This window comes from Mycolicibacterium moriokaense (genome assembly GCF_010726085.1).
Taxonomy (GTDB): Bacteria; Actinomycetota; Actinomycetes; order Mycobacteriales; family Mycobacteriaceae; genus Mycobacterium; species Mycobacterium moriokaense.
In genome coordinates this window covers 4,123,719-4,148,649 of record NZ_AP022560.1, presented here as the reverse complement: position 1 = coordinate 4,148,649, position 24,931 = coordinate 4,123,719, and the positions used below count along the sequence as shown (strand labels likewise).

The window sequence follows — 24,931 nt, the reverse complement described above, 5'->3', positions numbered from 1 at the left end:
CGTGACGGAGCGCTCAGCGGGATTGCCGTCGCAGAAACAGGTGGTCGAGCTACTTGACGGTGAGTTCGCGCGCGCAGGCTACGAGATTGAGAACGTAGTCATCGACGCCGCCGCGCGCCCCCCTCGAATCACCGTCGTGGCTGACGGCGACCAAGGCCTGGACCTTGACGCGGCTGCCGCGTTGTCCCGGTCCGCATCCGAATTGCTGGATCGTGTCGATCGCAGCGCGACGCCCTACGTCCTCGAGGTCACCTCGCCGGGCGTCGACCGGCCGCTGACCACTGAGAAGCATTTCCGTCGGGCCCGGGGTCGCAAGGTCGACCTGACACTGTCCGACGGCGCCGAACTGACCGGCCGACTGGGTGAAACCAGCGATGGCACTGTGCGATTGATCGTGCGCGATCCTCGCAGCGCCGCTCTCTCGGTCCGCGAAATAGCGATGGACAGCATCGCCAAAGCAGTTGTACAGGTTGAGTTCTCACCTCCGAATCAGCGCGAGCTGGAGCTGGCCGGTCTATCTGAGAAGGAGGCTCCGCGGTGAACATTGACATGGCGGCGTTGCACGCCATCGAGGCCGACAAGGGGATTTCGGTCGATGTCGTCGTCGAAACCATCAAATCTGCGTTGCTGACCGCGTATCGGCACACGGAGGGCCACGAGGCCGACGCCCGCATCGAGATCGACCGCAAGACCGGCGTGGTCCAGGTGCTGGCACGCGAAACCGACGAAGACGGCAATGTCATCTCTGAATGGGATGACACCCCAGAGGGTTTCGGCCGTATCGCGGCGACCACTGCACGTCAGGTGATCCTGCAGCGGCTGCGCGACGCCGAGAACGAGAAGAACTACGGCGAGTTCTCCGCCCGCGAGGGTGACATCGTCGGCGGCGTCATCCAGCGCGATGCACGCGCCAACGCCCGCGGGCTCGTCGTCGTCCGGATGGGAAGCGAGACGAAAGGATCGGAGGGCGTCATCCCCGCGGCCGAGCAGGTACCGGGGGAGCGCTACGAACACGGCGACCGCCTGCGCTGCTACGTCGTCGGCGTCACTCGCGGGGCGCGCGAGCCGCTGATCACGCTGTCGCGCACGCACCCCAACCTGGTGCGCAAGCTGTTCTCGCTGGAGGTTCCGGAGATCGCCGAGGGGTCGGTGGAGATCGTCGCGGTCGCGCGTGAGGCGGGCCACCGCTCGAAGATCGCGGTGACGTCGCGGGTCCCCGGACTCAACGCCAAGGGGGCGTGCATCGGACCGATGGGCCAGCGGGTGCGCAACGTGATGAGCGAGCTGTCCGGCGAGAAGATCGACATCATCGACTTCGATCCCGACCCGGCGAAGTTCGTGGCCAACGCCCTGTCACCGGCGAAAGTGGTGTCGGTGAGCGTCATCGACGAGACCGCCCGCGCCGCCCGCGTCGTGGTGCCGGATTTCCAGTTGTCGCTGGCGATCGGCAAAGAAGGACAGAACGCCCGCCTGGCCGCACGGCTGACCGGCTGGCGCATCGACATCCGCAGCGATGCGGAGGCGGTACCCGCTGGGTGAGGCCCCAGCCACGGTTCAATTGCCTGGTATTTCTGTGTGACGACCAGGTATGGCTAGACTGAACCGTGATCCAGCGCGAGACTTCGGCTGCTCCGCACAGAAGACCAGAAGGACCGGTCCGCACGTGCATCGGCTGTCGAAGGCGAGAGCTGGCCGTCGAACTGCTTCGTGTGGTCGCGGTGGATGAGGGGAACGGCAAGTGCGCCGTAACCGTTGACACTGCGAGAAGGCTGCCGGGGCGGGGTGCCTGGTTGCACCTCGATCCGCAGTGCCTAGACGCGGCAATTCGGCGGCAAGCATTCGCCCGAGCGCTGCGCATCAGCGGTAAACCAGATACCACCGCGGTAATGGAGCACATAGAGCGGCTCCGACACCCGGCAACAGAACAGGTTGCGAAGAACATGAGCACACCGTGAAGTCCCGATGACCATGTGTCATAGCTAACCCGAGGCGCGGCGCCTACCACCGCTGCGGCCTCCTAGACAGGAGTTGTAGTGGCAGGTAAGGCCCGTGTACACGAGTTGGCCAAGGAACTCGGTGTCACAAGTAAGGAAGTACTCGCCCGCCTGAGCGATCAGGGCGAATTCGTCAAATCCGCGTCCTCCACCGTGGAAGCCCCCGTCGCGCGCCGGTTGCGCGAGTCGTTCGGCGGCGGCAAGGCGGCTGCGGAGAAGGCCGCCGCGGAGAAGGTCACGGCAGGCGGCAACGGTTCGGCAGCCACCGCGCCGGCCAAACCGGCGGCGAAGCCGGCCGCACCGAAGCCCGCCCCGCCGCAGGAACCGGCTGCGGCCGCGCCGCCTCCGGCAGCCGCGGCGGCGCCACCCGCGCCTCCGGCCGCACCCCCGGCGCAGCCCGGCCCGACGCCAGGGCCCCGGCCCGGCCCGGCGCCCGGTGCGCCCAAGCCCGCCGCGCGTGCCCCGCGCGTCGGCAACAATCCTTTCTCGTCGCAGCAGCCGGTCGACCGGCCGATTCCGCGTCCGCAGGCACCCCGCCCAGGCGCACCGCGGCCCGGAGCTCCGCGACCCGGCATGTCGCCGGGCAACATGCCTCCGCGTCCGGCCGGACCCCGGCCGGGTGCCCCGGCAGGCGGCGGCCGCCCCGGCGGACCGCGTCCCGGTCCCGGTGGCCGTGGTCCCGGTGGCGGTGGCGGACGTGCAGGCGGTCCCGGTGGCGGTGGCGGTAACTACCGCGGCGGTGGCGCCGGCGGTGGTGGCGGCGCGCCCGCAGGCGGCGGCTATCGCGGTCGCCCCGGTGGTGGCGGTCGTCCCGGCCAGCGCGGTGGCGCGGCCGGTGCGTTCGGTCGTCCCGGTGGTGCGCCCAAGCGTGGTCGCAAGTCGAAGAGGGCGAAACGCGCCGAATACGAGAACATGCAGGCCCCGGTCGTCGGTGGCGTGCGACTGCCGCACGGCAACGGGGAAACCATTCGCCTCGCGCGTGGTGCGTCCCTGTCCGACTTCGCCGAGAAGATCGACGCGAACCCCGCTGCTCTGGTGCAGGCGTTGTTCAACCTCGGTGAGATGGTCACCGCGACGCAGTCGGTCGGCGACGAGACGCTCGAACTGCTGGGCAGCGAGATGAACTACGTCGTGCAGGTCGTGTCCCCGGAGGACGAGGACCGCGAGCTGCTCGAGTCGTTCGACCTCACGTACGGCGAGGACGAGGGTGGCGAGGAGGACCTCGAGACCCGTCCGCCGGTGGTCACCGTCATGGGTCACGTCGACCACGGCAAGACCCGACTGCTGGACACGATCCGTCAGGCCAACGTCCGCGAGGAAGAGGCCGGCGGCATCACCCAGCACATCGGCGCCTACCAGGTCGAGGTCGACCTCGACGGCACCCCGCGGCCGATCACCTTCATCGACACCCCGGGCCACGAAGCGTTCACCGCGATGCGTGCCCGTGGCGCAAAGGCCACCGACATCGCGATCCTGGTGGTCGCGGCCGACGACGGTGTCATGCCGCAGACGGTGGAGGCCATCAACCACGCGCAGGCCGCCGACGTGCCGATCGTGGTTGCGGTCAACAAGATCGACAAGGAGGGCGCCGACCCCGCCAAGATCCGCGGCCAGTTGACCGAATACGGTTTGGTGCCAGAGGAATTCGGCGGCGACACGATGTTCGTCGACATCTCGGCCAAGCAGGGCACGAACATCCAGGCGCTGCTCGAGGCCGTCATCCTGACCGCTGACGCCGCGCTCGATCTGCGGGCCAACCCCGACATGGAGGCCCAGGGCGTCGCGATCGAGGCGCACCTGGACCGCGGTCGCGGCCCGGTGGCCACGGTGCTCATCCAGCGCGGCACGCTGCGCGTCGGCGACTCGGTGGTCGCCGGCGACGCCTACGGGCGTGTGCGCCGCATGGTCGACGAGCACGGCGAGGACGTCGAAGAGGCGCTGCCGTCGCGGCCGGTGCAGGTCATCGGCTTCACGTCGGTGCCCGGCGCGGGTGACAACTTCCTGGTTGTCGACGAGGACCGCATCGCACGCCAGATCGCCGACCGGCGCAGTGCGCGCAAGCGCAACGCCATGGCCGCGCGGGCCCGCAAGCGGATCAGCCTCGAGGACCTGGATTCGGCGCTGAAGGAAACCAGCCAGCTGAACCTGATCCTCAAGGGCGACAACGCGGGCACGGTCGAAGCACTCGAGGAGGCCCTGCTGGGCATCCAGATCGACGACGAAGTCGAGCTGCGGGTCATCGACCGCGGCGTCGGCGGCGTCACCGAGACCAACGTCAACCTGGCGTCGGCCTCGGACGCGATCATCATCGGGTTCAACGTCCGCGCCGAGGGCAAGGCCACCGAGCTGGCCAACCGCGAGGGTGTGGAGATCCGGTACTACTCGGTGATCTACCAGGCGATCGACGAGATCGAGAGCGCTCTGAAGGGCATGCTCAAGCCGGTCTACGAGGAGAAGGAGCTCGGCCGTGCCGAGATCCGCGCCATCTTCCGGTCGTCGAAGGTCGGCAACATCGCCGGCTGCCTCGTCACCTCCGGTGTCATCCGGCGTAACTCGAAGGCGCGCCTGCTGCGTGACAGCGTCGTCGTCGCGGAGAACCTCACCGTGTCGTCGCTGCGTCGCGAGAAGGATGACGTCACCGAGGTGCGCGACGGTTACGAGTGCGGTCTGACGTTGACGTACTCCGACATCAAGGAAGGCGACGTCATCGAGACGTACGAGCTCGTCGAGAAGCAGAGGACCTAGGAGGTTCGCACATGCCCGATCCGGCACGAGCACGCCGGCTGGCCAAGCGGATTTCCACCATCGTCGCTTCGGCGATCGAGTACGAGATCAAGGACCCGCGGCTGACCGGCGTCACCATCACCGATGCGAAGGTCACCAACGACCTGCACGACGCGACGCTGTTCTACACCGTGTTGGGCAGTTCGCTTGCCGATGAGCCCGACTACGCGGGCGCCGCGGCGGCGCTGGACAAGGCCAAGGGTGTCCTGCGGTCCAAGGTGGGCGCGAGCCTGGGGGTTCGGTTCACTCCGACGCTGGCGTTCGAGCGCGACACCGTGCCCGACACCGCCGTCCGGATGGAGGAACTCCTGGCTCGCGCGCGCGCCGCGGATGAGGATTTGGCAAGAGTTCGCGAAGGTGCCCGGCACGCCGGCGACGCCGACCCGTACCGTATAGACGGGGTGCGGGATATCGGTGGGGACCGAGAAGAGATCGACGCTATCGACGCTGAGGACACCGGTGACCGCGATCGACAAGGCGACTGACGCCCCTCCCACGGGCGAGCGTGTCGACGCCCGTGCCGCCGCCGCCCTGCTGGCGGGGGCACAGACCGTCGCTGTGGTCTGCCACGTCTATCCCGACGCCGACACGCTCGGCGCGGGCCTGGCGCTGGCGCTGGTGCTCGATCATGCGGGCAAGAGCGTCCAGGTGAGCTTCGGCGCACCCGCCGACCTGCCCGAATCGCTGCAGTCGCTGCCCGGCACCCATCTGCTCGTCGCGCCAGACGCGATGCGACGCGATGCCGATCTGGTGGTCACCGTCGACATCCCCAGCGTCAACCGGTTGGGCGCGCTGCGTGAGTTGGCCGACCCCGACAGCGAGGTGCTGGTCATCGACCACCACGCCTCGAACATGCTGTTCGGCACCGCCAACTTCGTCGACCCGAAGGCCGACTCGACCACGATGCTCGTGGCCGAACTTCTCGACGCCTGGGGCAAGCCGATCGACCTGGGTGTCGCGCACTGTCTGTACGCGGGGTTGATCACCGACACCGGCTCGTTCCGCTGGGCCAGCGCACGCGCGCACCGGCTGGCCGCCCGGCTCGTCGACCTCGGCGTGGACAACGCGTCGATCAGCCGCACGCTCATGGACACCCACCCGTTCGCGTGGCTGCCGATGCTCTCGCGTGTGCTGGGGTCGGCGGAGCTGGTGCCCGACGCCGCCGACGGTCGCGGTCTGGTGTATGTCATTGTGGGACACCAGGAATGGCAGAACGCACGGCCCGAGGAAGTCGAGAGCATCGTCGATATCGTGCGCACCACCCAACAGGCCGAAGTGGCGGCGGTCTTCAAGGAGATCGAACCGGGACACTGGTCGGTCTCGATGCGCGCGAAGTCCTACGACCTGGCGACCGTCGCGAGCGCCTTCGGCGGGGGCGGGCACCGGCTGGCGGCCGGTTACTCGGCGACCGGTTCTGCCGATGAGGTCGTGCGAGAGCTTCGCGAGGCGCTCCGCTGACTCCGTCCGCACGCGCCGCGGCCGACCTTGTCGGCAGGCGCCTTGGCTGACCCGTCCCACGAATCCGCGGCGCCGACGGCGACCGGTCGCCGCATCGCGGGTCTGGCGCTACCCGCACTCGGGGTGCTCGCGGCAGAACCGATCTACCTGCTGTTCGACATCGCCATCGTCGGCCGGCTTGGCGCCCTTGCGCTGGCGGGCCTGGCGATCGGCGGGCTGATCCTGGCGACGCTCAGCTCGCAGATGACGTTCCTGTCGTACGGCACCACCGCCCGATCGGCGCGGTTCTTCGGTGCTGGTAACCGGCAGGCGGCCGTCGGCGAAGGTCTGCAGGCCACGTGGTTGGCGTTGGGGCTGGGCTGGCTGATCGTCGTGGTCATCCAGGTGGCGGCCGTTCCGGTGGTGTCGGCACTGGCCGGATCATCCGGGGGAGGCGAGATCGCCGACGCGGCGTTGCCATGGGTGCGGATCGCGACGTTCGGGGTGCCGGCCATCCTGGTCTCGGCCGCGGGCAACGGCTGGATGCGCGGCGTGCAGGACACCGTTCGCCCACTGCGCTACGTCGTGACGGGCTTCGCGCTCTCGGCGGTGCTGTGCCCGCTGCTCGTGTACGGGTGGTTGGGGTTGCCGAGGCTCGAGCTGGCGGGTTCGGCCGTGGCCAACCTGGTCGGGCAATGGCTCGCCGCCCTGCTGTTCCTGCGCGCGCTCTACGTCGAGAAGGTGCCGTTGCGGATCGAACCCTCTGTGCTGCGAGCGCAGGTCGTGATGGGTCGCGATTTGTTGTTGCGCACCTTGGCCTTTCAGGCCTGCTTCGTCTCCGCAGGGGCCGTCGCGGCTCGGTTTGGCGCTGCCGCGGTCGCGGCGCATCAGGTGGTGCTGCAGCTGTGGAACACCCTCGCCCTGGTGTTGGACTCACTGGCCATCGCCGCGCAGTCGTTGGTGGGTGCCGCGCTCGGCGCGGGACAGTTGGCGCATGCGAAGTCGGTGGCATGGCGGGTCACCATCTTCTCGACACTGGCCTCCGCGGTGCTGGCGGGCGTGTTCGCGGTCGGCGCCTCGGTGTTTCCGAGCGTATTCACCGACGACCGTTCGGTGCTCGACGCCATCGGCGTCCCGTGGTGGTTCATGGTGGCCCAATTGCCCATCGCCGGAATCGTTTTCGCACTCGACGGCGTGCTGCTGGGTGCCGGTGACGCCAAGTTCATGCGCAACGCCACGTTGATCAGCGCGGTGGTCGGGTTCCTGCCGTTGATCTGGCTGTCGCTGGCGTTCGGCTGGGGGCTGCTCGGCATCTGGGCCGGGCTGTCGACGTTCATGGTCCTGCGGCTGGTGTTCGTCGGGTGGCGGGCCTTTTCCGGTCGCTGGCTGGTGCCGGGCACCGGTTAGGTTCTACGCATGAAACGGGTCGCGTGCGTATTCGCCGTCGTGGCATCGGCGGGCGTCGTCGGGGTGCCGCAGTCTGCGGCGGAGCCCACCGTCGCCACCGCGGTGTATGTGCTTATCCACCAGCCGTTCACCCAGGTGGACGACGCCGACCAGTGCGTCGGCGCCGCGGCGCTCGACCCTGTCCGACGCGGTTCGTCGGTGATTCTCTCCGAGGGCGGCGCCGCGTCCGACACCCCCAAGGTCGCCTACGGCCAGTTCTTCCGATCGAGGCTGCGGGACGGCGTCTGCGAGGCCCTCTACATCACCAGCGCCCCAGTCATGCCGTCGTTCAACGTCCAGTTCGCCGGGCCCGGAGGCGAGCTGAGCCCGACGTTCGGCCCGACCCTGTCCGAGCCGGTCACGTATCAGCCGGGTATCGAGCAGCTGGTCCGCGTCGACATCGATATTCCGGATACTCCGCCGAGCTCCTGAATCAGCCTTGGACGCGCGCGATCATCGTCCAGCCGTAGTCGTTGGTCCTGACGTGGACGTCGCCGAATCCGGCGGCGGCCAACCGAGCGGGCAACGAATCCGGATCGACGGGGTTGTAGTTGTCGCCCTCGTGCGCGACGGCCAACTCGTCGCTGCCGAGGCTGTCGCTGGCGACCAACGCCGCACCCGGCTTGAGGACCCGTGCGATCTCGGCGAACAGCTTGTCCTGCAGTTCGACGGTGGGCACATGGTGCAGCATCGTGAAACAGGCTGCGCCAGTGAACCTTCCGTCGGCAAAGTCGAGTGCAGTGGCATCGCCGTTGACGATCTCGACCGACGGATGGTCGGCGAAGCGCTCACGTAGCAGCGCGGCGAGCCTGTCGTCGATCTCTACCGAGGTCAGTCGTGCGGTCGACGCGCCCAGCACGTCGGTGGTCGCGCCGTATCCAGGACCGACCTCGAGAACGTCGTCGCCGAGATCCGTTTCGCCAAGCGCCCAGGGCAGGATGACTTCGCGAATCAACTGCCGCCATTCGTCGCTGCCGCAGTACTCGTGTGCTTCGTTCACGCACGACAGCCTACGAGGGTGCCCGGGTTCAGCGAACCTGCGCGCGACCCCGCTCGAACACCGCGGCGCGGTTGGCGGCGATGTCATCGCCGGTGGCCGTGCGCATCCACTCGAGGGCGGACTCGGCCTCGATCGCCAGAGCCTGGGCAGTGCCCGCCTCGTCGATGCGGTGATACGACGCGAGCAGGGCGCGTACTGCCTTCTGGTTGTTGCCGACGATGGATGCCGCCACCCGGCGCGCGGCGGGAATGAGCTCGTCGTGTGGCACCACCTCGGTGACCAGTCCCGCCCGCAGCGCATCGTCGGCCGAGAGGTAGTCGCCGGTCATGCTCATCCGGCGGGCCAGCCCGACGCCGACCTTCTGCGGCAGCCGGACCGACAGTCCCCAGGTGGGCATCAACCCGACCCGGGCGTGGGTATCGGCGAAGCGGGCGTTCTCCGAGGCGATCAGGATGTCGCAGTACAGCGCCAACTCCAGCCCGCCGGTCACTGCGGCGCCGTTGATCGCGCCGATCACCGGCTTGGTCATCGGCGGCCACTTCGGCGAGATGTCGGGCAGATCGGTGGAGTCGCCGAGTTCCTTGAGATCCAACCCCGCACAGAACACCGGATCCGCACCGGTGAAGATGACCACGTCGACGTCATCCGAGGCCTCCGCATCGCGCAGCGCCTGGAAGAACGTCGTCCGCAGCTCCGCCGAGAGCGCGTTGCGGGCTTGCGGGCGGTTCAGCGTCAGCGTGCGGACCCGATCCTGGGTGTCGATCAGCAGGACATCGGTGTTGTTGGGGTTGGTCATGGGTCGAACCTATCGTGGAGCCATGTGCCGAAACATCACGGAGCTACGCGGTCTGGAACCGGCGGCCACTCCGGAGGAGATCGAGGCCGCTGCGCGTCAGTACGTCCGCAAGGTCAGCGGCATCACGCGGCCGTCGGGCGCCAACGTCGAGGCCTTTGAAGAGGCGGTCACCGAGGTCACCGCGATCACCGCCAGGCTGCTGGCCGGGCTGGCGCCGCGCCGGCAACCACCCAAGACTGTTCCGCCACTGCGGCGTCCCGAGGTGCGGGCGCGGCTGGCCGCCGGGGCCGGCTAGCCGCGATGGCGGAGACGGCCACGCTCACCCAGCCCGCGCTCAAGGAGTGGAGCGCGGCGGTGCACGGTCTGCTCGACGGCCGACAAACCGTGCTGCTGCGCAAGGGCGGGATCCACGAGAAGCGGTTCGCGCTCACGGCTTCGCGTTTTCTGTTCTTTCCGACGGTGGCGCACAGCCACGCCGAGCGAGTACGGCCGGAGCACCGCGACCTGCTCGATGCGTCGGCCGCAGACAGCACCGACGGCGAGATCATCGTGCGCGCCGGGGCGAAAGTCGTTGCCGCCGTTGAGGTCGGCAGGCCGGCGAACCTCGACGAGATCGAGTCCCTGCATATCTGGACGGCCGATTCGGTGCGGGCCGACCGGCTGGACTTCCGGCCCAAGCACCGCCTCACAGTGCTCGTGGTGCAGGCGTGTCCGCTGCGCGAACCGATCCGTCTGGAACGCACACCCGAGTACGCGGGATGCAAGAGCTGGGTCTCCCTACCCGTCGAGCCCGACTGGGCGCCGCCGGTACACGCAGATGGCGCGCTTCAAGAACTCGCCGAGAAGGTCCGCCAAGCCGTCGCCTGACGTTTGCCGAATTCGGCGGATATTTGAATTTCATTTGAGGTAGCCGTCGGCGTTGTATCGGCACCAGGTGCCGTCGCAACCAGTGTCACGACCACGCATGAATCAGCGGTGACTAATGGCGAGCAATTCATTTGCTCAGCGACCGGAAGGCGGCTCCGGGCCCGCGGGCAGCACGAGCCGCGATACGCCGCCGTCCCCGAGGTGCACCGTGTGCGTCGACACCATCAGCTCACGGCCGGTGGCCATCGGTTCGGCGGTGCCGAGGTTACGCACGAACCGCGGATGTGAGCCCCCGGCGACCAGGACCCGGATGCGCGAGCCGGCGCGGAATCGGTGCGCGGTCGGGTCGAGTTCGATGCGAACGGTGTCAGTACCAGCCGAAGTCGTTGGGCTGCGGCGGTATCCGTCGCTCACGTTGCGGGACACGCCCTTGGCGTCCACTTCGCTGATGCGCACGAACAGATCGTGATACGGGTTGTCACACGAATGGGACAGCTCGATCACCGGGGTGCCGACGACGTACAGATCGGTCGGCAGCCGGTCGCCGGTGAAGCACAGCACGTCGGGCCGTTCGGCCAGTTTGTCGTCCTTGCGATAGCCGGCTTCCGGGGCGAGCAGCCGGCCGCCGATCGTCGGCGTCGGGTCCACGGGGTTGTAGGTGAACCGGCTCGGGGGCGCCGTGTCCGGCGGAGCCGCGTCGCCCAGCCGGCCGGTGGGCTGCAGGTAGAGCACGCGTTCGGGCATCGCCGGCGGCCACTCAGGCAGGTCGATCCAGCCCTTCCCCTTGATCTCGACACGCACCGGGCTGCGCGACGTGCCCTGACCGCCGAGGTGGGCGCCGAGCCAGTCGAGCGATTCGCGGATCACCCTCGGCGCGCCCTTGTACATGACATGCGTGTGGGTCCACGCGCCGATGGTGACCGCGACGTCGACGCCGCGGCGCTTGAGCGCGTCGTACTGCGCCAGCGTCTGCTCCAGGAACAGGTCCTGCCAGCCGCCGACCAACAGCACCGGGATGTCGGTGCGCTTCAGCGCATCCCGGAGATGCCGGGATTCCCAGTACGGGTCGTCGGCCTCGGGATGGTTCAGCCACTCCTCCCACCACGGTGCGCGGTCGCCCAGCAGCGCGCGCCCGGCATCCGCCGTGGGGAGCCCCTTGGTGGCGCGCGCCAGCGCACGCCGTGCGCGCAGCTGGTGGATCACGCCGAGCAGCCGAGGATCCTCCTGGTGGGCAACGAGGTCACTCCAGCCGAGGAAGTCGTTGAGCCCGAAGGAGCCGGTGCCCCAGCGGGGGCCGCTGACATCGTGCGGACCGACCGTGATGACGGCGGCCTTCATCTCCGGCGGCGGGTCGGTGAGCAGGGCCCACTGAGTGAAGCCGAGGTACGACAGACCGATGGTCGCGAAGGAGCCGGTGAACCACGGCTGGTTGCGCAACCAGTCGACGGTGTCCGCGCCGTCGGCGACCTCGTTGGCCATTGGCTCGAACTTGCCGCCGGAGCCGAATGTGCCACGCACGCTTTGGAATACGACGTGGTAGCCGCGTGCGGCGTACACGCCGGCGAAAACCGTGTTGAAGGGGAAACCCCGGCCGTACGGGCAGCGCACCAACAGCGTTCCCGCCGGGGTGGCGGTCGTCGGCGCATAGTGGTCGGCGAGCAATTCGACACCGTCGCGCATCGGTACCCGCACGGGGTGCACGGTGTAGTCGCACGTTCGGGGTGGTAGGTGCAGAACTCTGCTCAACGTCCGGCCGGTGAACGTCTTGAACTTTCCCGCGGCCGGCGATGCAGTCGTGGAATCGGATACGGCGGTCACGTCACACAGGCTACGCAGGTGGTGGGTTGTCGTCGGTGATTGCCGTGACGACCTGTGTCATCAGCCAGTCGATCGCGCGGGTCGCGGCGGCGCCGTCGACGCCCCACACCCCGACCAGTCGTTCGTAGGTGGGCACGTGCCAGAGCGCGTCGAGCAGGCCCGCAGCCGCCCGCTGTTGCGTGGCCGACCAGTGGGGGGCGGCCGCCGACACCGCCCGCATCAGCGCATCCCGTCGGCGCGCCTCGACGCCGACGAAGGTCGGGTCCTGCGTCGTTTCGACGGATGCGTGCACCGAGAACCGTTGCAGTGCAGCGAATACACGGGCGGTGACGTCGCCGATGTTGGTCAGGTCGACGTCCTCGTAGGACACACCCGCCTCGGACTCCAGCCGCTGCATGACCGCGTCGTGCAGGTGCCGTTCGGTGGGGAAGTGCCGGTACACGGTCCGCTCGCCGACGCCGGCGCGCTCGGCCACCGCCTTGAACGTCAGGTCCCGCCAGTTCCAGGAATCAAAGGACTGCACCAACTCGCTGCCCGCCGTGACGATGCGTTCCCTGGTCTGGGCCGCCTTCTGCCGACGCGCGCGGTTGTCGTACGTCCGTCGATTCGCTATTGACGCCTCCCCCATAATCGCGACAGTATACTGTCATCAAATCGGGGCTCTCGACGATCGGGGAGTGCGGCGTGGCATCACCGGACGAGCTGATGGCCGCCGCCGTCGAGCGCACCGGGCTGAACGACTTCGGCGACGATTCGTTTCGCGAGGGCCTGGAGATCCTGGCGCGTGCCCTGCGCGACGAGGCGCGACTGAACGCCAGGGGCGAGGCGTTCATCTACGACCGTCTAGGTCTGCATCTGTGCCAGCGCCTGCAGGTCGAGGACTGGTACCGCAGGCATCCCGAGATCGACGACGAGCCGATCGACGCGCCGCTGTTCGGCCTCGGCCTGCCCCGCACCGGATCGACCGCGCTGTCGTTCCTGCTGGCCCGCGATCCGCACATCCGTTACCTGCGCAGCTGGGAATCCACGCGCCCGTGCCCGCCGCCCTCGACGGTGCGCGGCGAGGATCCGAGGATCCCGCCCGATCAGCGGCCGGTCACCGTCGGGACCCGCCATCATGTACCCAACGACGTTCAGGGGCCGATGGAATGCCTCGACCTGATGGCGCTCGACTTCACATCGCAGATGTTCCAGGCGTTCGCGCAGATTCCGTCCTACTCCGACTGGCTGCTCGAACGCGCCGACTTCACCTCCACCTACCGCTACGAGCGGCGCGTGCTGAAGCTGCTGCAGTGGGGTGAGCCGAGGCGACCGTGGCGGCTGAAGTCGCCTGCGCACGTGATATCCCTCGACTACCTCGACCGGGTGTTCCCAGACGCCCGTTTCGTGATGACGCACCGCGACCCGACCGACGTGATGCTCTCGGTCGTCGACGTGTACGCCGACATCGTCGGGGGATTCAGCGACGACGTCGACCATTCCTACCTCGGTGATCTCAACGTCAGGCAATGGTCGACGGGCATGGACCGGGTACTGAAGTTTCGGGCGGCCGGTGCCGATGATCGCTTCTACGACATCGACTTTCGCGCGATGCAGCATGACCCGATAGGCGAGGTGTGTCGGCTGTACGCCTGGCTGGGCGAGCCGGTGACCGATGAGTTCGAGGATGGCATGCGCGCCTGGTGGACCCAGAACGCCGAGAACCGGGAGCCGCATCCGAAGGCCGACCCCGAGGTATTCGGCTTGGACCTCAACGCAATTCGGCCGCGGTTCGCCGCCTACGTCAACACCTTCCTGGGAGCCTCGCATGCCGATTGACCTGACCGGTGGAATCGACCCGCAGCGTGAATACATGTTCGCCGAGCGGCCGGATAACCCGGAGATGCGGGATTCGGTGAGCTTCTGGGTCCTCGACGACCGCGGTGAGGTCGGGTTGCCGCGCATCGGAATCGAGGCCGTCGCCGCGAACTGGGAGGCACACGGGGTCCAGGTCAACGTCGCCTTCGCCGACGGACGTGTGTACCGGCTGCGCGACGAGGGCACCAGCCTGCCACCGACCGGTCCGGACGGCAGGCCGACCGTGCTGGGCGCTGGTCCGCTCGCATTCACGTGTATCGAACCGTTCGACGTGTGGACGATGACGTACGACGGGCAGGCCGTTGTGACGTCGTCGACCGATCTGATCGCGGGGCGCAAGGACGGGCCGAAGCTGGACCTGCGATTCGAGGTCGAGGCGAAGATGGCGGTGCCGCCGTGGGTGCAGGGCGCGCTGCAGGCCGACGCGGACGAGCAGCTGAAGACGTCGATCGTGGGTGACCTGATGGGCGGGCCGCGCTACGAGCAGCTGTTCCGGGCGGCGGGCTCGGTGCGCGTTGCAGGGAAGCAACACGATTTCAGCGGAACCGGCCTGCGGATCCGACGGCAGGGCGTGCGCAGGCTCGAGGGCTTCTGGGGGCATTGCTGGCAGTCGGCGCTGTTCCCGGACGGGCGGGCGTTCGGCTACATCGCCTATCCACCGCGGCCCGACGGCGAGCCGGCGTTCAACGAGGGGTACGTCTATCTCGGCGAAAAGGGCAACGGCAACCTGATCCCCGCCCGCGTGGTGGCGGCGCCGTGGCTGCGGCAACTGCGGCCGCGCGGCGAGGATGTCTCGGTCGTGCTCGAGACGGAAAGCGGCACAGTGGAAATCGAGGGTGAGACGGTGCTGTCGACCCACGACATCACCGATCCCAGCGAGGTCCCCGCGGAGATGCTCGAGAAGATGGCCAACTGGACGTTTCCGGCACTGCAGCAGGCCGGCGTGCGCTACCGGTGGGACGGTGACGAGGCCATCGGCATGCTCGAACGGTCGAGCCCGATGGACAAGATCACTGACTAGTGTCGTGGTCGCCCTGGAACTTGTAATAGGGGATCAGGTCGTGGGCGCGCTGCAGGTTGGTCTGCATGCAGTCGGGTGCCGGGTTGGAGTAGATCGGCGAGTAGAACAGCGTCTGCTGGATCATGCCGTAGCTGGTGTCGAACGCCATCGCGCAGGTGATCCACCACCGGTTGTTCCAGTCGGTCGGCTTCATCACCCACCACTGCGCGGCGCGGTGACCGTCGATGTCGAGCTGGACGGCGTCGGCGGGCAGGCTCTCCTCGAACTTCTTCCACACGAACGCCTCGATGGTCATCTGATAGTTGCCTGCGTCGTACTTGCACCGCAGCCCCTCCTCGGGCGACGGCGGCGTGAACGCGAGGCCCAGCGCCCCGACGGCATCGAGCGGAATGTCGCGGCACGGATTGAACGGGTCCGGATCGACGGTCTCGACGACCGGGTACTTGATGCTGGTTGTGACGTTGGTCATCGGAATGTCGGCGGCGCGCACCTGCAGGGGGCCGCCCGTATTGGACTGGCCCACCACGACCACCGCCGCGACCAGCGCACACAATGCTGCGAGAACGCGCAGCTTGGCGACCATTCCACCCCTTAGTGTCGTGGCGGCGTGGCCGCCGTCATCGGGACCGACCCTGCCCGGGGAGTGTAGCGGCCCCGACGGAGTGCCCGAGGCAGAAGCGAGAACCTGTTCTAGTTGGAGTGCGAGAGGTTCCCTACCCGCACGTAGGCTGGAGGGCTGTGACACGTGATGGCCGGCAGCCCACCCTCTGGGCGATCAGCGACCTGCACACCGGTCACACGGGCAACAAGCCCGTCACCGAGTCGCTCTACCCGTCCACCCCCGACGACTGGCTGATCGTCGCCGGCGACGTCGGCGAGCGCACCGACGAGATCCACTGGGCACTGGACCTGCTGCGGAAACGCTTCGCGAAGGTGATCTGGGTGCCCGGTAACCACGAGCTATGGACCACCAACCGCGATCCGATGCAGATCTTCGGCAAGGCCCGCTACGACTATCTCGTCAACATCTGCGACGAGATGGGCATCATCACCCCGGAGCACCCGTTTCCGGTGTGGACCGAAGAGGGCGGTCCGGCGACCATCGTGCCGATGTTCCTGCTGTACGACTACACGTTCTTGCCGCAGGGGGCGACGACCAAGGCGGAGGGTCTGGCCATCGCCCGTGAGCGCAACGTCGTAGGCACCGACGAGTTCCTACTGTCGCCCGAACCCTACGCCACCCGCGATGCGTGGTGCCGCGATCGAGTAGCCTCCACGCGCAAGCGGCTCGAGGACCTCGACTGGATGACGCCGACCGTCTTGGTGAACCATTTCCCGCTGGTGCGCGAACCCTGCGAGGCGATGTTCTATCCCGAGTTCTCGCTGTGGTGCGGCACGACGGCCACCGCCGACTGGCACACCCGCTACAACGCGGTGTGCTCGGTGTACGGGCACCTGCACATCCCGCGCACCACCTGGTATGACGGGGTACGCCACGAAGAGGTCTCCGTCGGCTATCCGCGGGAATGGCGCCGCCGCAAGCCCTATCGGTGGCTCCGTCAGGTGCTGCCGGATCCGAAGTACGCGCCCGGGTATCTCAACGAGTTCGGCGGGCACTTCGAGATCACCCAGGAGATGCGCGACCACGCCCAGAAGGTGCAGGAGCGGATCAAGGCCAGGCAGCCATGACGGTCATGGCCACCCTGCTGTCGGGCGTGCTGCCCGGTGACGCGGAGGCGCTCGCCGCCGCCGAGATGTACGCGGACCCACCGGAACTCAAGCCGCTGCCAGAAGAAGAGCCGCTGATCGCCAAGTCGGTGGCCAAGCGGCGCAACGAGTTCATCACCGTGCGCTACTGCGCACGCGAGGCGCTGTCCGAACTGGGTGTCGCTCCGGTGCCGATTCTCAAGGGGGAGAAGGGCGAACCGTGTTGGCCCGACGGCATCGTCGGCAGCCTCACCCACTGCGAGGGTTTTCGCGGCGCGGCCGTGGGCCGACACGACGAGGTTCGTTCGGTGGGCATCGACGCCGAGCCGCACGACGTCCTCCCGAACGGAGTCCTCGAGGCCGTCAGCCTGCCGAGGGAGCGCTCCGAACTGCGCGCGCTGCCGCACGGACTGCACTGGGATCGAATCCTGTTCTGCGCGAAGGAGGCCACCTACAAGGCGTGGTTTCCGCTGACGAAGCGTTGGCTGGGATTCGAGGACGCGCACATCACGTTCGACGTCGACGACAGCGGCACCTCGGGTGGTTTCGAGTCACGGATCCTGATCGATCCCGCAGCCCTTTCGGGTCCACCGCTGGAGACGCTGCAGGGCCGCTGGTCGGTGCGCGACGGGTTGGCGCTCACGGCGATAGTGCTATGACCATCGTGCTATGACCGAAGCCGGACTCGTCATCGTCGACAAGCCGGCGGGCATGACCAGTCATGACGTCGTCGGCCGCTGCAGGCGCATCTTCGGCACCCGAAAGGTCGGGCACGCAGGCACTCTCGACCCGATGGCCACCGGAGTCCTTGTCGTCGGCATCGACCGTGCCACCAAGATCCTCGGCATGTTGACCGCAACCGACAAGTCGTACGCCGCAACGATCCGGCTGGGCCAGACCACGTCCACCGAGGACGCCGAAGGCGAAGTGCTGCAAACGGTTTCGGCCGCCCATGTGACCGAGGCGCAGATCCAGGAGGCGGTGGCCGCGCTGCGCGGCGAGATCGACCAGATCCCGTCGGCCGTCAGCGCCATCAAGGTCGGCGGCCAGCGCGCCTACAAGCTGACGCGCGAAGGACAGACCGTCGAACTCGAGCCGCGCAGGGTCCGCATCGACCGGTTCGACGTGCTCGACGTGCGACGCGACGGCGACCTGATCGACGTCGAAGTCGAGGTCGACTGTTCCAGTGGGACGTACATCCGCGCCCTGGCCCGCGATGTCGGCGACGCGCTCGCGGTCGGTGGACACCTCACCGCGCTGCGACGCACCCGCGTCGGAAACTTCGGGCTGGATCAGGCGGTACTCCTCGACGAGATGGCCGAGCAGCCGCGTCTTTCCCATTCGCTCGACGAGGCGTGTCTGCTCACGTTCGCGCGCCGCGACCTCAGCGCCGAGGAGGCCGAGGACGCCCGGCACGGCAGGGCACTGCAACCGGCCGGCATCGACGGGACCTACGCGGCGACGGCGCCCGACGGGCAGGTGATCGCATTGTTGCGTGACGAAGCGGCACGCACGCGATCGGTCGTCGTGCTGCGACCAGCGACGCTGTAAGCGTCTAGCTGACGACCCAGATCGCTTCTGCGGCAGGGCTTCCCAGCTCTACCGTGGTGCCCTTTTCGTGCTCGCCCGAACCGGCGGGCTTGACGGCGACGGAGATCATGCCTGCGAAGTCGCGACGAGCCAGCACCATCAGCCGCGAGTCCAGGCTGATGCCGACGCTGTCGAAGTACCGCAACATCTCCGGATCGGCGTCCGAGATCCGGGCGACGACTCCGGTGTCGCCGTCACGGCAGATCGACAGCTGACGTGCATCGGGGGTCGGCACGTGGCCGTCGGCGGCGGGAATCGGGTCGCCGTGCGGGTCGCGGGTCGGGTGGCCGAGCTTGGCGTCGATGCGGTCCAGCATGGTGTCGGACACGGCGTGCTCGAGCACCTCGGCCTCGTCGTGCACCTCGTCCCAGCTGTAGCCGAGCTCGCGGACGAGGAAGGTCTCCATCAACCGGTGCCTGCGCACCATCGCGAGCGCGGCGGCGCGGCCCGCGGCCGTCAGCGTCACGGCGCCGTACTTCTCGTGATCGACGAGTCCCTGGTCGGCCAGCTTGCGGATGGACTCCGACGCGGTGCTCGCGGACACTCCGATCCGCTCGGCCAGCATCTTGGTGCTGACCTTCTCGTGCGACCACTCCTGCGCGGTCCAGATGACTTTGAGGTAATCCTGGGCGACCATCGTCAGGTCGCGCGGGTTACCGTTCGGAGTCACAGGACAAAGTCTAGGCAGTTGTCGCCTGATGTGGTGATCTAGCCGAACCGGCGGGGCGGGCGCGCCGTAGGCTTGCGCTGTGCAGCGCTGGCGGGGACAAGACGAGATCCCGACGGACTGGGGCCGATGTGTGGTCACCATCGGCGTGTTCGACGGGGTGCACCGGGGCCATCAGGAGCTGATCAATCACGCGGTGAAGGCGGGCCGGTCGCGCGGCGTGCCGACGGTGTTGATGACCTTTGATCCGCATCCCATGGAGGTCGTCTTCCCCGGCAGCCATCCGGCCCAGCTGACGACGCTGGCGCGGCGCGCCGAACTGGTCGAGGAAATGGGCATCGACGTGTTCCTGGTCATGCCGTTCACCCCGGATTTCATGAAGCTGACGCCCGAGCGCTACATCCATGAACTGCTGGTCGAGCGCTTGCACGTCGTCGAGGTCGTGGTGGGCGAGAACTTCACGTTCGGCAAGAAGGCCCAGGGCAACGTCAACCTGCTGCGCAAAGCGGGCGAGCGGTTCGGCTTCGCCGTCGAGGGCATGACGTTGGTTTCCGAACACCACCGCGACGAGACCGTCACGTTCTCGTCGACATACATCCGCTCGTGCGTCGACGCCGGCGACGTCGTCGCCGCCAGTGAGGCTCTCGGGCGTCCCCACCGCGTCGAGGGTGTGGTGGTCCGCGGCGACGGGCGCGGCAAGGTGCTGGGCTTCCCGACCGCCAACGTCGCCCCGCCGATGTACTCGGCCATCCCCGCCGACGGCGTCTACGCGGCCTGGTTCACCGTGCTCGGCCACGGACCCATCGCGGGAAGCGTCGTCCCAGGTGAGCGCTATCAGGCGGCGGTGTCGGTGGGTACCAATCCGACGTTCTCGGGGCGGACCCGCACCGTCGAGGCGTTCGTGCTCGATACGTCGGCAGACCTCTACGGCCAGCATGTGGCCGTCGATTTCGTCGCGCGCATCCGCGGTCAGGAGAAGTTCGCCAAGGTCGAGGACCTGGTCACGGCGATGGGCGCCGACACCGAGCGAGCCCGCGCCATCCTCGCCACCCAGTGAGGGCACGCTTGTTGACGCAAAACGCCAGGACAGGGTCGTAACAAGCGTGCACTCGGCGGATATCGCAGCTCAGCGTCTGCTGAATTCGCGGCTCGCCGCGGGGCGCTGCTAGACTCGCCGCCGACCGAGCGTGTGCTGCAGTTCGCGGTGGCCGCGCTTCTTACGGGGACACAACCCCCTTGTTCGCGGACCGATAGATGGAGTAATTCGTGGCGCTCACTGCCGAACAGAAGAAGACCATTCTCGGCGAGTACGGCCTACATGACACCGATACCGGCTCGCCGGAGGCCCAGGTCGCCCTGCTGACCAAGCGCATCGCCGACCTCACCGAGCATCTCAAGCAGCACAAGCACGACCACCACTCGCGGCGCGGGCTGCTGCTGCTGGTCGGCCGTCGTCGCCGCCTGCTCAAGTACGTCGCCCAGGTCGACGTGGAGCGCTACCGCTCCTTGATCGACCGCCTCGGCCTGCGTCGCTGACCCGACGCACGTGCGGAACCTCTCCGCGATCGCCCCAGCGGCGATCGTGGCCTTGCTGGCTTCGATGGGGGCTCTGACCGGCTGTTCGTCCGGCTCCGCCGCAGACCTCGCGGTGGGCGACTGCCTGAAGACGGGCGGCACAGCCGAACGGCCCGAGGTGACCAAGGTCGACTGCGGCAGCCCGGAATCCAACTTCAAGGTGGCCGCCACCGTCGAGAACAGCGACCTCTGCCCGGCCGACGTCGACTCCTACTACTCGATGCGCGGCGCCTTCTCCGATGCCAGCACGACGATTTGCATGGACATCGACTGGGTGGTCGGCGACTGCATGAGCATCGACCCGACCAACGACAAGGACCCGGTACGGGCGAACTGTGACGATGCCTCGGTGCCCAACCGCCAGCGGGTCACCGAGATCCTGGATGATGTCGCCAACGTCGATCAGTGCGCGACGGGCGTCGGCTATCCCTACGACGAGCGCAACTTCACGGTGTGCGTGGAGGACGTCGCCTGAGCGACGCGGCAGGCCCCTGCGGATTTCGGTGCCGTACCTGCTGCAATGTAGGATGGATGAGTTCGACTGCCGGTTTCGGCTCGAACGTTTGGGTGCGGTGATCGCAGTTCCGCGAGCGCCGTTCCCGTGTCTCACGACGGGACCCGCCTGATCGCGCGGTCTTCGGTAGTGGCTGCCGGGTAGGACACCCGACAGCTTCGATCGATGGCCGTGGCCAAATCGAGGCCGGTGGTTCACACGCTGTGACGACGCGAAAACAGCAGAACAGTGAAAACTGTGAATCCAGAGAGGCCATACGGACACCTATGTCTGTAGTTGAACTTGAAGACGGCGTATACGAATCCACAGCCGTCATCGACAACGGGAGCTACGGCACCCGCACCATCCGCTTCGAGACCGGTCGGCTGGCCAAGCAGGCCGCCGGCGCCGTCGTCGCCTATCTCGACGACGACACCATGCTCTTGTCGGCCACCACGGCCAGCAAGACCCCGAAGGACCACTTCGACTTCTTCCCGTTGACGATCGACGTCGAGGAGCGGATGTACGCCGCCGGGCGTATCCCCGGCTCGTTCTTCCGCCGCGAGGGCCGCCCGTCCACGGACGCGATCCTGACCTGCCGCCTGATCGACCGGCCGCTGCGGCCGACGTTCGTGTCGGGTCTGCGCAACGAGGTCCAGGTCGTCGTCACCGTGCTGAGCCTTGACCCCAAGGACCTCTACGACGTGCTGGCCATCAACGGCGCATCGGCGTCGACCCAGATCTCGGGTCTGCCGTTCTCCGGTCCGGTCGGCGGTGTGCGTGTCGCGCTGATCGACGGCCAGTGGGTCGCGTTCCCGACCGTCGAGCAGCTCGAGAACGCCGTGTTCGACATGGTGGTCGCGGGCCGCAAGACCGCCGATGACGTCGCGATCATGATGGTCGAGGCGGAGGCGACCGAGAACGTCGTCGAGCTGATCGCCGGTGGCGCGGGCGCCCCGACCGAGACCATCGTCGCCGAGGGCCTCGAGGCCGCGAAGCCGTTCATCGCCACGCTGTGCGCCGCCCAGCAGGAGCTGGCCGACGCGGCCGCCAAGCCGACCGCCGACTACCCGGTGTTCCCGGAGTACCAGGACGACGTGTTCTACGCGGTGTCCTCGGTGGCCACCGAGGAGCTGTCCAAGGCGCTGACCATCGCCGGCAAGGAAGAGCGCAACGATCGCACCGACGAGATCAAGGTCGAGGTGCTGGAGCGGCTGGCCGAGCAGTTCGAAGGCCGGGAGAAGGAAATCGGCGCCGCGTTCCGGTCGCTGACCAAAAAGCTTGTGCGCCAGCGGATCCTGACCGACCACTTCCGCATCGACGGCCGCGGCATCACCGATATCCGCGCGCTGAGCGCCGAGGTGGCCGTGGTACCGCGGGCACACGGAAGTGCGCTGTTCGAGCGAGGCGAGACCCAGATCATGGGTATCACCACGCTGGACATGGTCAAGATGGCCCAGCAGATCGACTCGCTGGGACCCGAGACCACCAAGCGGTACATGCACCACTACAACTTCCCGCCGTATTCGACCGGTGAGACCGGCCGCGTCGGTTCGCCCAAGCGCCGCGAGATCGGCCACGGCGCCCTCGCCGAGCGGGCCCTGGTGCCGGTGCTGCCGAGCGTCGAGGAGTTCCCGTACGCGATCCGCCAGGTGTCGGAGGCGTTGGGCTCCAACGGTTCGACGTCGATGGGCTCGGTGTGTGCGTCGACGCTGTCGCTGCTGAACGCCGGTGTGCCGCTGAAGTCTCCGGTCGCGGGCATCGCGATGGGTCTGGTGTCCGACGACGTCGAAACCGAAGGTGGCGGCACCGAACGGCGCTTCGTCACGCTGACCGACATCCTCGGTGCCGAAGATGCCTTCGGCGACATGGACTTCAAGTGCGCGGGCACCAAAGACTTCGTCACCGCGCTGCAGCTCGACACCAAGCTCGACGGCATCCCGTCGCAGGTGCTGGCGGCGGCGCTGGCGCAGGCCAAGGATGCGCGACTGACCATCCTCGAGGTGATGGCCGAGGCCATCGACAAGCCCGACGAGATGAGCCCGTACGCGCCGCGCATCACCACGATCAAGGTGCCGGTCGACAAGATCGGTGAGGTCATCGGGCCCAAGGGCAAGATGATCAACTCGATCACCGAGGAGACCGGCGCCCAGATCTCCATCGAGGACGACGGCACCGTGTTCGTCGGCGCCTCCAACGGTGAGGCGGCACAGGCCGCGATCGACAAGATCAACGCGATCGCCAACCCGCAGCTGCCCAAGGTCGGCGAGCGGTTCCTCGGCACCATCGTCAAGACAACCGATTTCGGCGCCTTCGTGTCGTTGCTGCCCGGCCGGGACGGCTTGGTGCACATCTCCAAGCTGGGCCGCGGCAAGCGGATCGCCAAGGTGGAGGATGTCGTCAAGGTCGGCGACAAGCTGCGCGTGGAGATCGCAGACATCGACAACCGCGGGAAGATCTCGCTGGTTCTCGTCGCCGACGACGACGCAGCGGACGCCCCATCGGAGACTGCACCGGCAGATGCCGCAGCGGCGACCAGTTAGGGCGTTACGCCGCGGCGCGAACAGCGCGGCGTCATCTACACGGGATCTTTCCCAGGTGCGTCGCACCGTGCTGCCCGGTGGCCTGCGCGTGGTCACCGAGCACATCCCGTCGGTGCACTCGGCGTCGGTCGGGGTGTGGGTCGACGTCGGCTCGCGTGACGAGGGACCCAGCGTTGCCGGTGCGGCCCACTTCCTGGAACACCTGCTGTTCAAGTCCACCCCGACGCGCACCGCGGTCGACATCGCGCAAGCCGTCGATGCGGTCGGTGGTGAGCTGAACGCGTTCACCACCCGCGAGCACACGTGCTACTACGCCCATGTGCTCGATACCGACCTCGAGTTGGCCGTCGACCTGGTGGCCGACGTGGTGTTGCGCGGGCGTTGTGCCCCAGAGGATGTCGAGATCGAACGCGACGTCGTGCTCGAGGAGATCGCCATGCGCGACGACGATCCCGAGGACACCCTCGGCGACGTCTTCCTGGCGGCGATGTTCGGTTCGCATCCGGTCGGGCGGCCCGTGATCGGCAGCGCGAAATCGATCGCGGCGATGACGCGGACGCAACTGCACTCGTTCCACATGCGTCGCTACACGCCGGAGCGGATGGTGGTCGCGGTCGCGGGCAACGTCGACCATCACGAAGTCGTGTCGTTGGTGCGAGAGCACTTCGGCCCGCGGCTGGTTCGCGGCCGCAAGCCGGTGCCGCCGCGCAAGGGCACGGGCCGCGTCACGGGGCGTCCGTCGTTGCAACTGGTCAGCAGGGACGCCGAGCAGACCCATCTTTCGTTGGGGGTTAGGACGCCGGGCAGGCACTGGGAGCATCGATGGGCGCTCTCGGTGCTCAACACCGCGCTGGGCGGTGGCCTGAGTTCCCGTCTGTTCCAACAGATTCGGGAGACTCGCGGACTGGCGTACTCGGTCTACTCGACGATGGACACCTTCGCCGACGGCGGGGCGCTGTCGATCTACGCGGCGTGTCTGCCGGAGCGCTTCCCTGAAGTCGTGCGGGTGACCGCCGACGTGCTCGAGGACGTGGCCCGCGACGGCATCACCGAGACGGAGTACCGCATCGCGAAGGGCTCACTGCGCGGGGGACTGGTGCTTGGTCTCGAGGACTCCGGATCCCGGATGAACCGGATCGGCCGCAGCGAGCTGAACTACGGTACGCATCGCAGCATCGAGGACACCCTCGCCAAGATCGAAGCGGTGACGCTCGATGAGGTCAACGCCGTCGCGCGCAAACTGTTGTCCCGTCAATACGGTGGCGCTGTGCTCGGCCCGCAAACTTCGAAAAGGATGTTGCCGCAGCCGCTTCGGGCCATGACACGCTGATCGCCT

Annotated in this window: 26 protein-coding genes; 20 read left to right on the top strand and 6 right to left on the bottom strand. The window is 67.7% G+C overall.

Annotated elements, in window-relative coordinates:
- Window position 1: 1 nt before the first annotated feature.
- The 8 genes from rimP (at window position 2) to G6N43_RS20370 (ending at window position 8,093) form a co-directional block, all read left to right on the top strand.
- On the top strand, window positions 2-541 hold the full coding sequence (rimP, locus tag G6N43_RS20405; protein WP_083150026.1) for a ribosome maturation factor RimP: 540 nt from the start codon (window positions 2-4) through the stop codon (window positions 539-541).
- Window positions 538-1,539: a transcription termination factor NusA gene (gene nusA / locus G6N43_RS20400; RefSeq protein WP_083149836.1), complete on the top strand. Its 1,002-nt coding sequence runs from the start codon at window positions 538-540 to the stop codon at window positions 1,537-1,539. Before rimP ends, nusA begins: the two co-directional genes overlap by 4 nt.
- 65 nt (window positions 1,540-1,604) lie before the next feature.
- A complete protein-coding gene (locus G6N43_RS20395) occupies window positions 1,605-1,955 on the top strand; it encodes a YlxR family protein (protein WP_083149835.1) in 351 nt (116 codons plus the stop codon).
- Between the two features lie 78 nt (window positions 1,956-2,033).
- Window positions 2,034-4,739 (top strand): translation initiation factor IF-2, encoded by a 2,706-nt coding sequence (gene infB / locus G6N43_RS20390; RefSeq protein WP_083149834.1) that lies wholly within the window; start codon window positions 2,034-2,036, stop codon window positions 4,737-4,739.
- A gap of 11 nt (window positions 4,740-4,750) precedes the next feature.
- Window positions 4,751-5,263 carry a 30S ribosome-binding factor RbfA gene (gene rbfA / locus G6N43_RS20385; protein ID WP_083149833.1) on the top strand — a complete coding sequence of 171 codons (513 nt, stop codon included), beginning with the start codon at window positions 4,751-4,753 and terminating at the stop codon, window positions 5,261-5,263.
- Window positions 5,238-6,236 carry a DHH family phosphoesterase gene (locus G6N43_RS20380; RefSeq protein ID WP_083149832.1) on the top strand — a complete coding sequence of 333 codons (999 nt, stop codon included), beginning with the start codon at window positions 5,238-5,240 and terminating at the stop codon, window positions 6,234-6,236. Before rbfA ends, G6N43_RS20380 begins: the two co-directional genes overlap by 26 nt.
- Before the next feature lie 42 nt (window positions 6,237-6,278).
- Window positions 6,279-7,622 (top strand): MATE family efflux transporter, encoded by a 1,344-nt coding sequence (locus G6N43_RS20375; protein WP_083149831.1) that lies wholly within the window; start codon window positions 6,279-6,281, stop codon window positions 7,620-7,622.
- A 9-nt stretch (window positions 7,623-7,631) separates the two neighbouring features.
- On the top strand, window positions 7,632-8,093 hold the full coding sequence (locus tag G6N43_RS20370) for a hypothetical protein (protein ID WP_083149830.1): 462 nt from the start codon (window positions 7,632-7,634) through the stop codon (window positions 8,091-8,093).
- Window position 8,094: 1 nt separating this feature from the next.
- Here G6N43_RS20370 and G6N43_RS20365 read toward each other — a convergent pair whose 3' ends face one another.
- Window positions 8,095-8,661, bottom strand: a complete 567-nt coding sequence (locus tag G6N43_RS20365) for a class I SAM-dependent methyltransferase (RefSeq protein ID WP_083149829.1) — start codon at window positions 8,659-8,661, stop codon at window positions 8,095-8,097.
- A gap of 28 nt (window positions 8,662-8,689) precedes the next feature.
- A complete protein-coding gene (locus tag G6N43_RS20360; protein ID WP_083149828.1) occupies window positions 8,690-9,457 on the bottom strand; it encodes an enoyl-CoA hydratase in 768 nt (255 codons plus the stop codon).
- 22 nt (window positions 9,458-9,479) lie between these two features.
- Between G6N43_RS20360 and G6N43_RS20355 the strand changes: the two genes are divergently transcribed.
- Window positions 9,480-9,752 carry a DUF2277 domain-containing protein gene (locus tag G6N43_RS20355; RefSeq protein WP_083149827.1) on the top strand — a complete coding sequence of 91 codons (273 nt, stop codon included), beginning with the start codon at window positions 9,480-9,482 and terminating at the stop codon, window positions 9,750-9,752.
- Between the two features lie 5 nt (window positions 9,753-9,757).
- Window positions 9,758-10,324 carry a DUF1802 family protein gene (locus G6N43_RS20350; RefSeq protein ID WP_083149826.1) on the top strand — a complete coding sequence of 189 codons (567 nt, stop codon included), beginning with the start codon at window positions 9,758-9,760 and terminating at the stop codon, window positions 10,322-10,324.
- Window positions 10,325-10,459: 135 nt separating this feature from the next.
- Here G6N43_RS20350 and G6N43_RS20345 read toward each other — a convergent pair whose 3' ends face one another.
- Both G6N43_RS20345 and G6N43_RS20340 read right to left on the bottom strand, forming a co-directional pair.
- Window positions 10,460-12,142 (bottom strand): CocE/NonD family hydrolase, encoded by a 1,683-nt coding sequence (locus G6N43_RS20345; RefSeq protein WP_083149825.1) that lies wholly within the window; start codon window positions 12,140-12,142, stop codon window positions 10,460-10,462.
- A 10-nt stretch (window positions 12,143-12,152) separates the two neighbouring features.
- Entirely contained in the window at window positions 12,153-12,770 is a 618-nt protein-coding gene (locus G6N43_RS20340) for a TetR/AcrR family transcriptional regulator (protein ID WP_083149824.1), read from the bottom strand.
- 56 nt (window positions 12,771-12,826) lie between these two features.
- On the opposite strand from G6N43_RS20340, the gene G6N43_RS20335 reads away from it, so the two are divergent.
- Window positions 12,827-13,960, top strand: a complete 1,134-nt coding sequence (locus tag G6N43_RS20335) for a sulfotransferase family protein (RefSeq protein ID WP_083149823.1) — start codon at window positions 12,827-12,829, stop codon at window positions 13,958-13,960.
- Window positions 13,950-15,020, top strand: coding sequence for a DUF7064 domain-containing protein (locus G6N43_RS20330; RefSeq protein ID WP_083149822.1), 1,071 nt, complete (start codon window positions 13,950-13,952; stop codon window positions 15,018-15,020). Before G6N43_RS20335 ends, G6N43_RS20330 begins: the two co-directional genes overlap by 11 nt.
- Here the strand turns inward: G6N43_RS20330 and G6N43_RS20325 are convergent.
- The gene (locus G6N43_RS20325; protein WP_083149821.1) at window positions 15,010-15,603 is read right to left on the bottom strand and encodes a DUF3558 domain-containing protein; all 594 of its coding nucleotides are present in this window, start codon (window positions 15,601-15,603) and stop codon (window positions 15,010-15,012) included. The two genes, G6N43_RS20330 and G6N43_RS20325, sit on opposite strands and share 11 nt — an antisense overlap.
- Before the next feature lie 155 nt (window positions 15,604-15,758).
- Here G6N43_RS20325 and G6N43_RS20320 point away from each other — a divergent pair, with 155 nt between their 5' ends.
- From G6N43_RS20320 to truB, 3 genes are read left to right on the top strand one after another with little or no spacing between them, the layout of a single operon-like run.
- Complete coding sequence (locus tag G6N43_RS20320; RefSeq protein WP_083149820.1) at window positions 15,759-16,709, top strand: ACP phosphodiesterase PptH; 951 nt, start codon at window positions 15,759-15,761, stop codon at window positions 16,707-16,709.
- Complete coding sequence (gene pptT / locus G6N43_RS20315; protein ID WP_083149819.1) at window positions 16,706-17,386, top strand: 4'-phosphopantetheinyl transferase PptT; 681 nt, start codon at window positions 16,706-16,708, stop codon at window positions 17,384-17,386. Before G6N43_RS20320 ends, pptT begins: the two co-directional genes overlap by 4 nt.
- A 10-nt stretch (window positions 17,387-17,396) precedes the next feature.
- Window positions 17,397-18,278: a tRNA pseudouridine(55) synthase TruB gene (gene truB / locus G6N43_RS20310; RefSeq protein ID WP_083149818.1), complete on the top strand. Its 882-nt coding sequence runs from the start codon at window positions 17,397-17,399 to the stop codon at window positions 18,276-18,278.
- A 4-nt stretch (window positions 18,279-18,282) separates the two neighbouring features.
- Here the strand turns inward: truB and mntR are convergent, their stop codons facing one another.
- Window positions 18,283-18,954 carry a manganese-binding transcriptional regulator MntR gene (mntR, locus tag G6N43_RS20305; protein ID WP_179968047.1) on the bottom strand — a complete coding sequence of 224 codons (672 nt, stop codon included), beginning with the start codon at window positions 18,952-18,954 and terminating at the stop codon, window positions 18,283-18,285.
- 112 nt (window positions 18,955-19,066) lie between these two features.
- Between mntR and G6N43_RS20300 the strand changes: the two genes are divergently transcribed.
- The 5 genes from G6N43_RS20300 (at window position 19,067) to G6N43_RS20280 (ending at window position 24,925) form a co-directional block, all read left to right on the top strand.
- Window positions 19,067-20,041, top strand: a complete 975-nt coding sequence (locus tag G6N43_RS20300) for a bifunctional riboflavin kinase/FAD synthetase (protein ID WP_083149816.1) — start codon at window positions 19,067-19,069, stop codon at window positions 20,039-20,041.
- Window positions 20,042-20,250: 209 nt separating this feature from the next.
- On the top strand, window positions 20,251-20,520 hold the full coding sequence (gene rpsO, locus G6N43_RS20295; RefSeq protein ID WP_083149815.1) for a 30S ribosomal protein S15: 270 nt from the start codon (window positions 20,251-20,253) through the stop codon (window positions 20,518-20,520).
- A 64-nt stretch (window positions 20,521-20,584) separates the two neighbouring features.
- Window positions 20,585-21,034, top strand: a complete 450-nt coding sequence (lppU, locus tag G6N43_RS20290; RefSeq protein WP_083150025.1) for an LppU family putative lipoprotein — start codon at window positions 20,585-20,587, stop codon at window positions 21,032-21,034.
- A 305-nt stretch (window positions 21,035-21,339) separates the two neighbouring features.
- A complete protein-coding gene (locus G6N43_RS20285; RefSeq protein WP_083149814.1) occupies window positions 21,340-23,595 on the top strand; it encodes a polyribonucleotide nucleotidyltransferase in 2,256 nt (751 codons plus the stop codon).
- Window positions 23,573-24,925, top strand: coding sequence for a M16 family metallopeptidase (locus G6N43_RS20280; protein ID WP_179967898.1), 1,353 nt, complete (start codon window positions 23,573-23,575; stop codon window positions 24,923-24,925). The genes G6N43_RS20285 and G6N43_RS20280 overlap by 23 nt, the downstream gene beginning before the upstream one ends.
- Window positions 24,926-24,931 lie beyond the last annotated feature (6 nt).

Coding starts and splice junctions, on each gene's coding strand:
- mntR (WP_179968047.1), bottom strand. CDS start 18,954: ATGGTCGCCCAGGATTACCTCAAAGTCATCTGGACCGCGCAGGAGTGG.
- pptT (WP_083149819.1), top strand. CDS start 16,706: ATGACGGTCATGGCCACCCTGCTGTCGGGCGTGCTGCCCGGTGACGCG.
- G6N43_RS20280 (WP_179967898.1), top strand. CDS start 23,573: ATGCCGCAGCGGCGACCAGTTAGGGCGTTACGCCGCGGCGCGAACAGC.
- G6N43_RS20350 (WP_083149826.1), top strand. CDS start 9,758: ATGGCGGAGACGGCCACGCTCACCCAGCCCGCGCTCAAGGAGTGGAGC.
- lppU (WP_083150025.1), top strand. CDS start 20,585: ATGGGGGCTCTGACCGGCTGTTCGTCCGGCTCCGCCGCAGACCTCGCG.
- truB (WP_083149818.1), top strand. CDS start 17,397: ATGACCGAAGCCGGACTCGTCATCGTCGACAAGCCGGCGGGCATGACC.
- rbfA (WP_083149833.1), top strand. CDS start 4,751: ATGCCCGATCCGGCACGAGCACGCCGGCTGGCCAAGCGGATTTCCACC.
- G6N43_RS20370 (WP_083149830.1), top strand. CDS start 7,632: ATGAAACGGGTCGCGTGCGTATTCGCCGTCGTGGCATCGGCGGGCGTC.
- G6N43_RS20325 (WP_083149821.1), bottom strand. CDS start 15,603: ATGGTCGCCAAGCTGCGCGTTCTCGCAGCATTGTGTGCGCTGGTCGCG.
- G6N43_RS20360 (WP_083149828.1), bottom strand. CDS start 9,457: ATGACCAACCCCAACAACACCGATGTCCTGCTGATCGACACCCAGGAT.
- G6N43_RS20340 (WP_083149824.1), bottom strand. CDS start 12,770: ATGGGGGAGGCGTCAATAGCGAATCGACGGACGTACGACAACCGCGCG.
- G6N43_RS20355 (WP_083149827.1), top strand. CDS start 9,480: ATGTGCCGAAACATCACGGAGCTACGCGGTCTGGAACCGGCGGCCACT.
- G6N43_RS20285 (WP_083149814.1), top strand. CDS start 21,340: ATGTCTGTAGTTGAACTTGAAGACGGCGTATACGAATCCACAGCCGTC.
- G6N43_RS20330 (WP_083149822.1), top strand. CDS start 13,950: ATGCCGATTGACCTGACCGGTGGAATCGACCCGCAGCGTGAATACATG.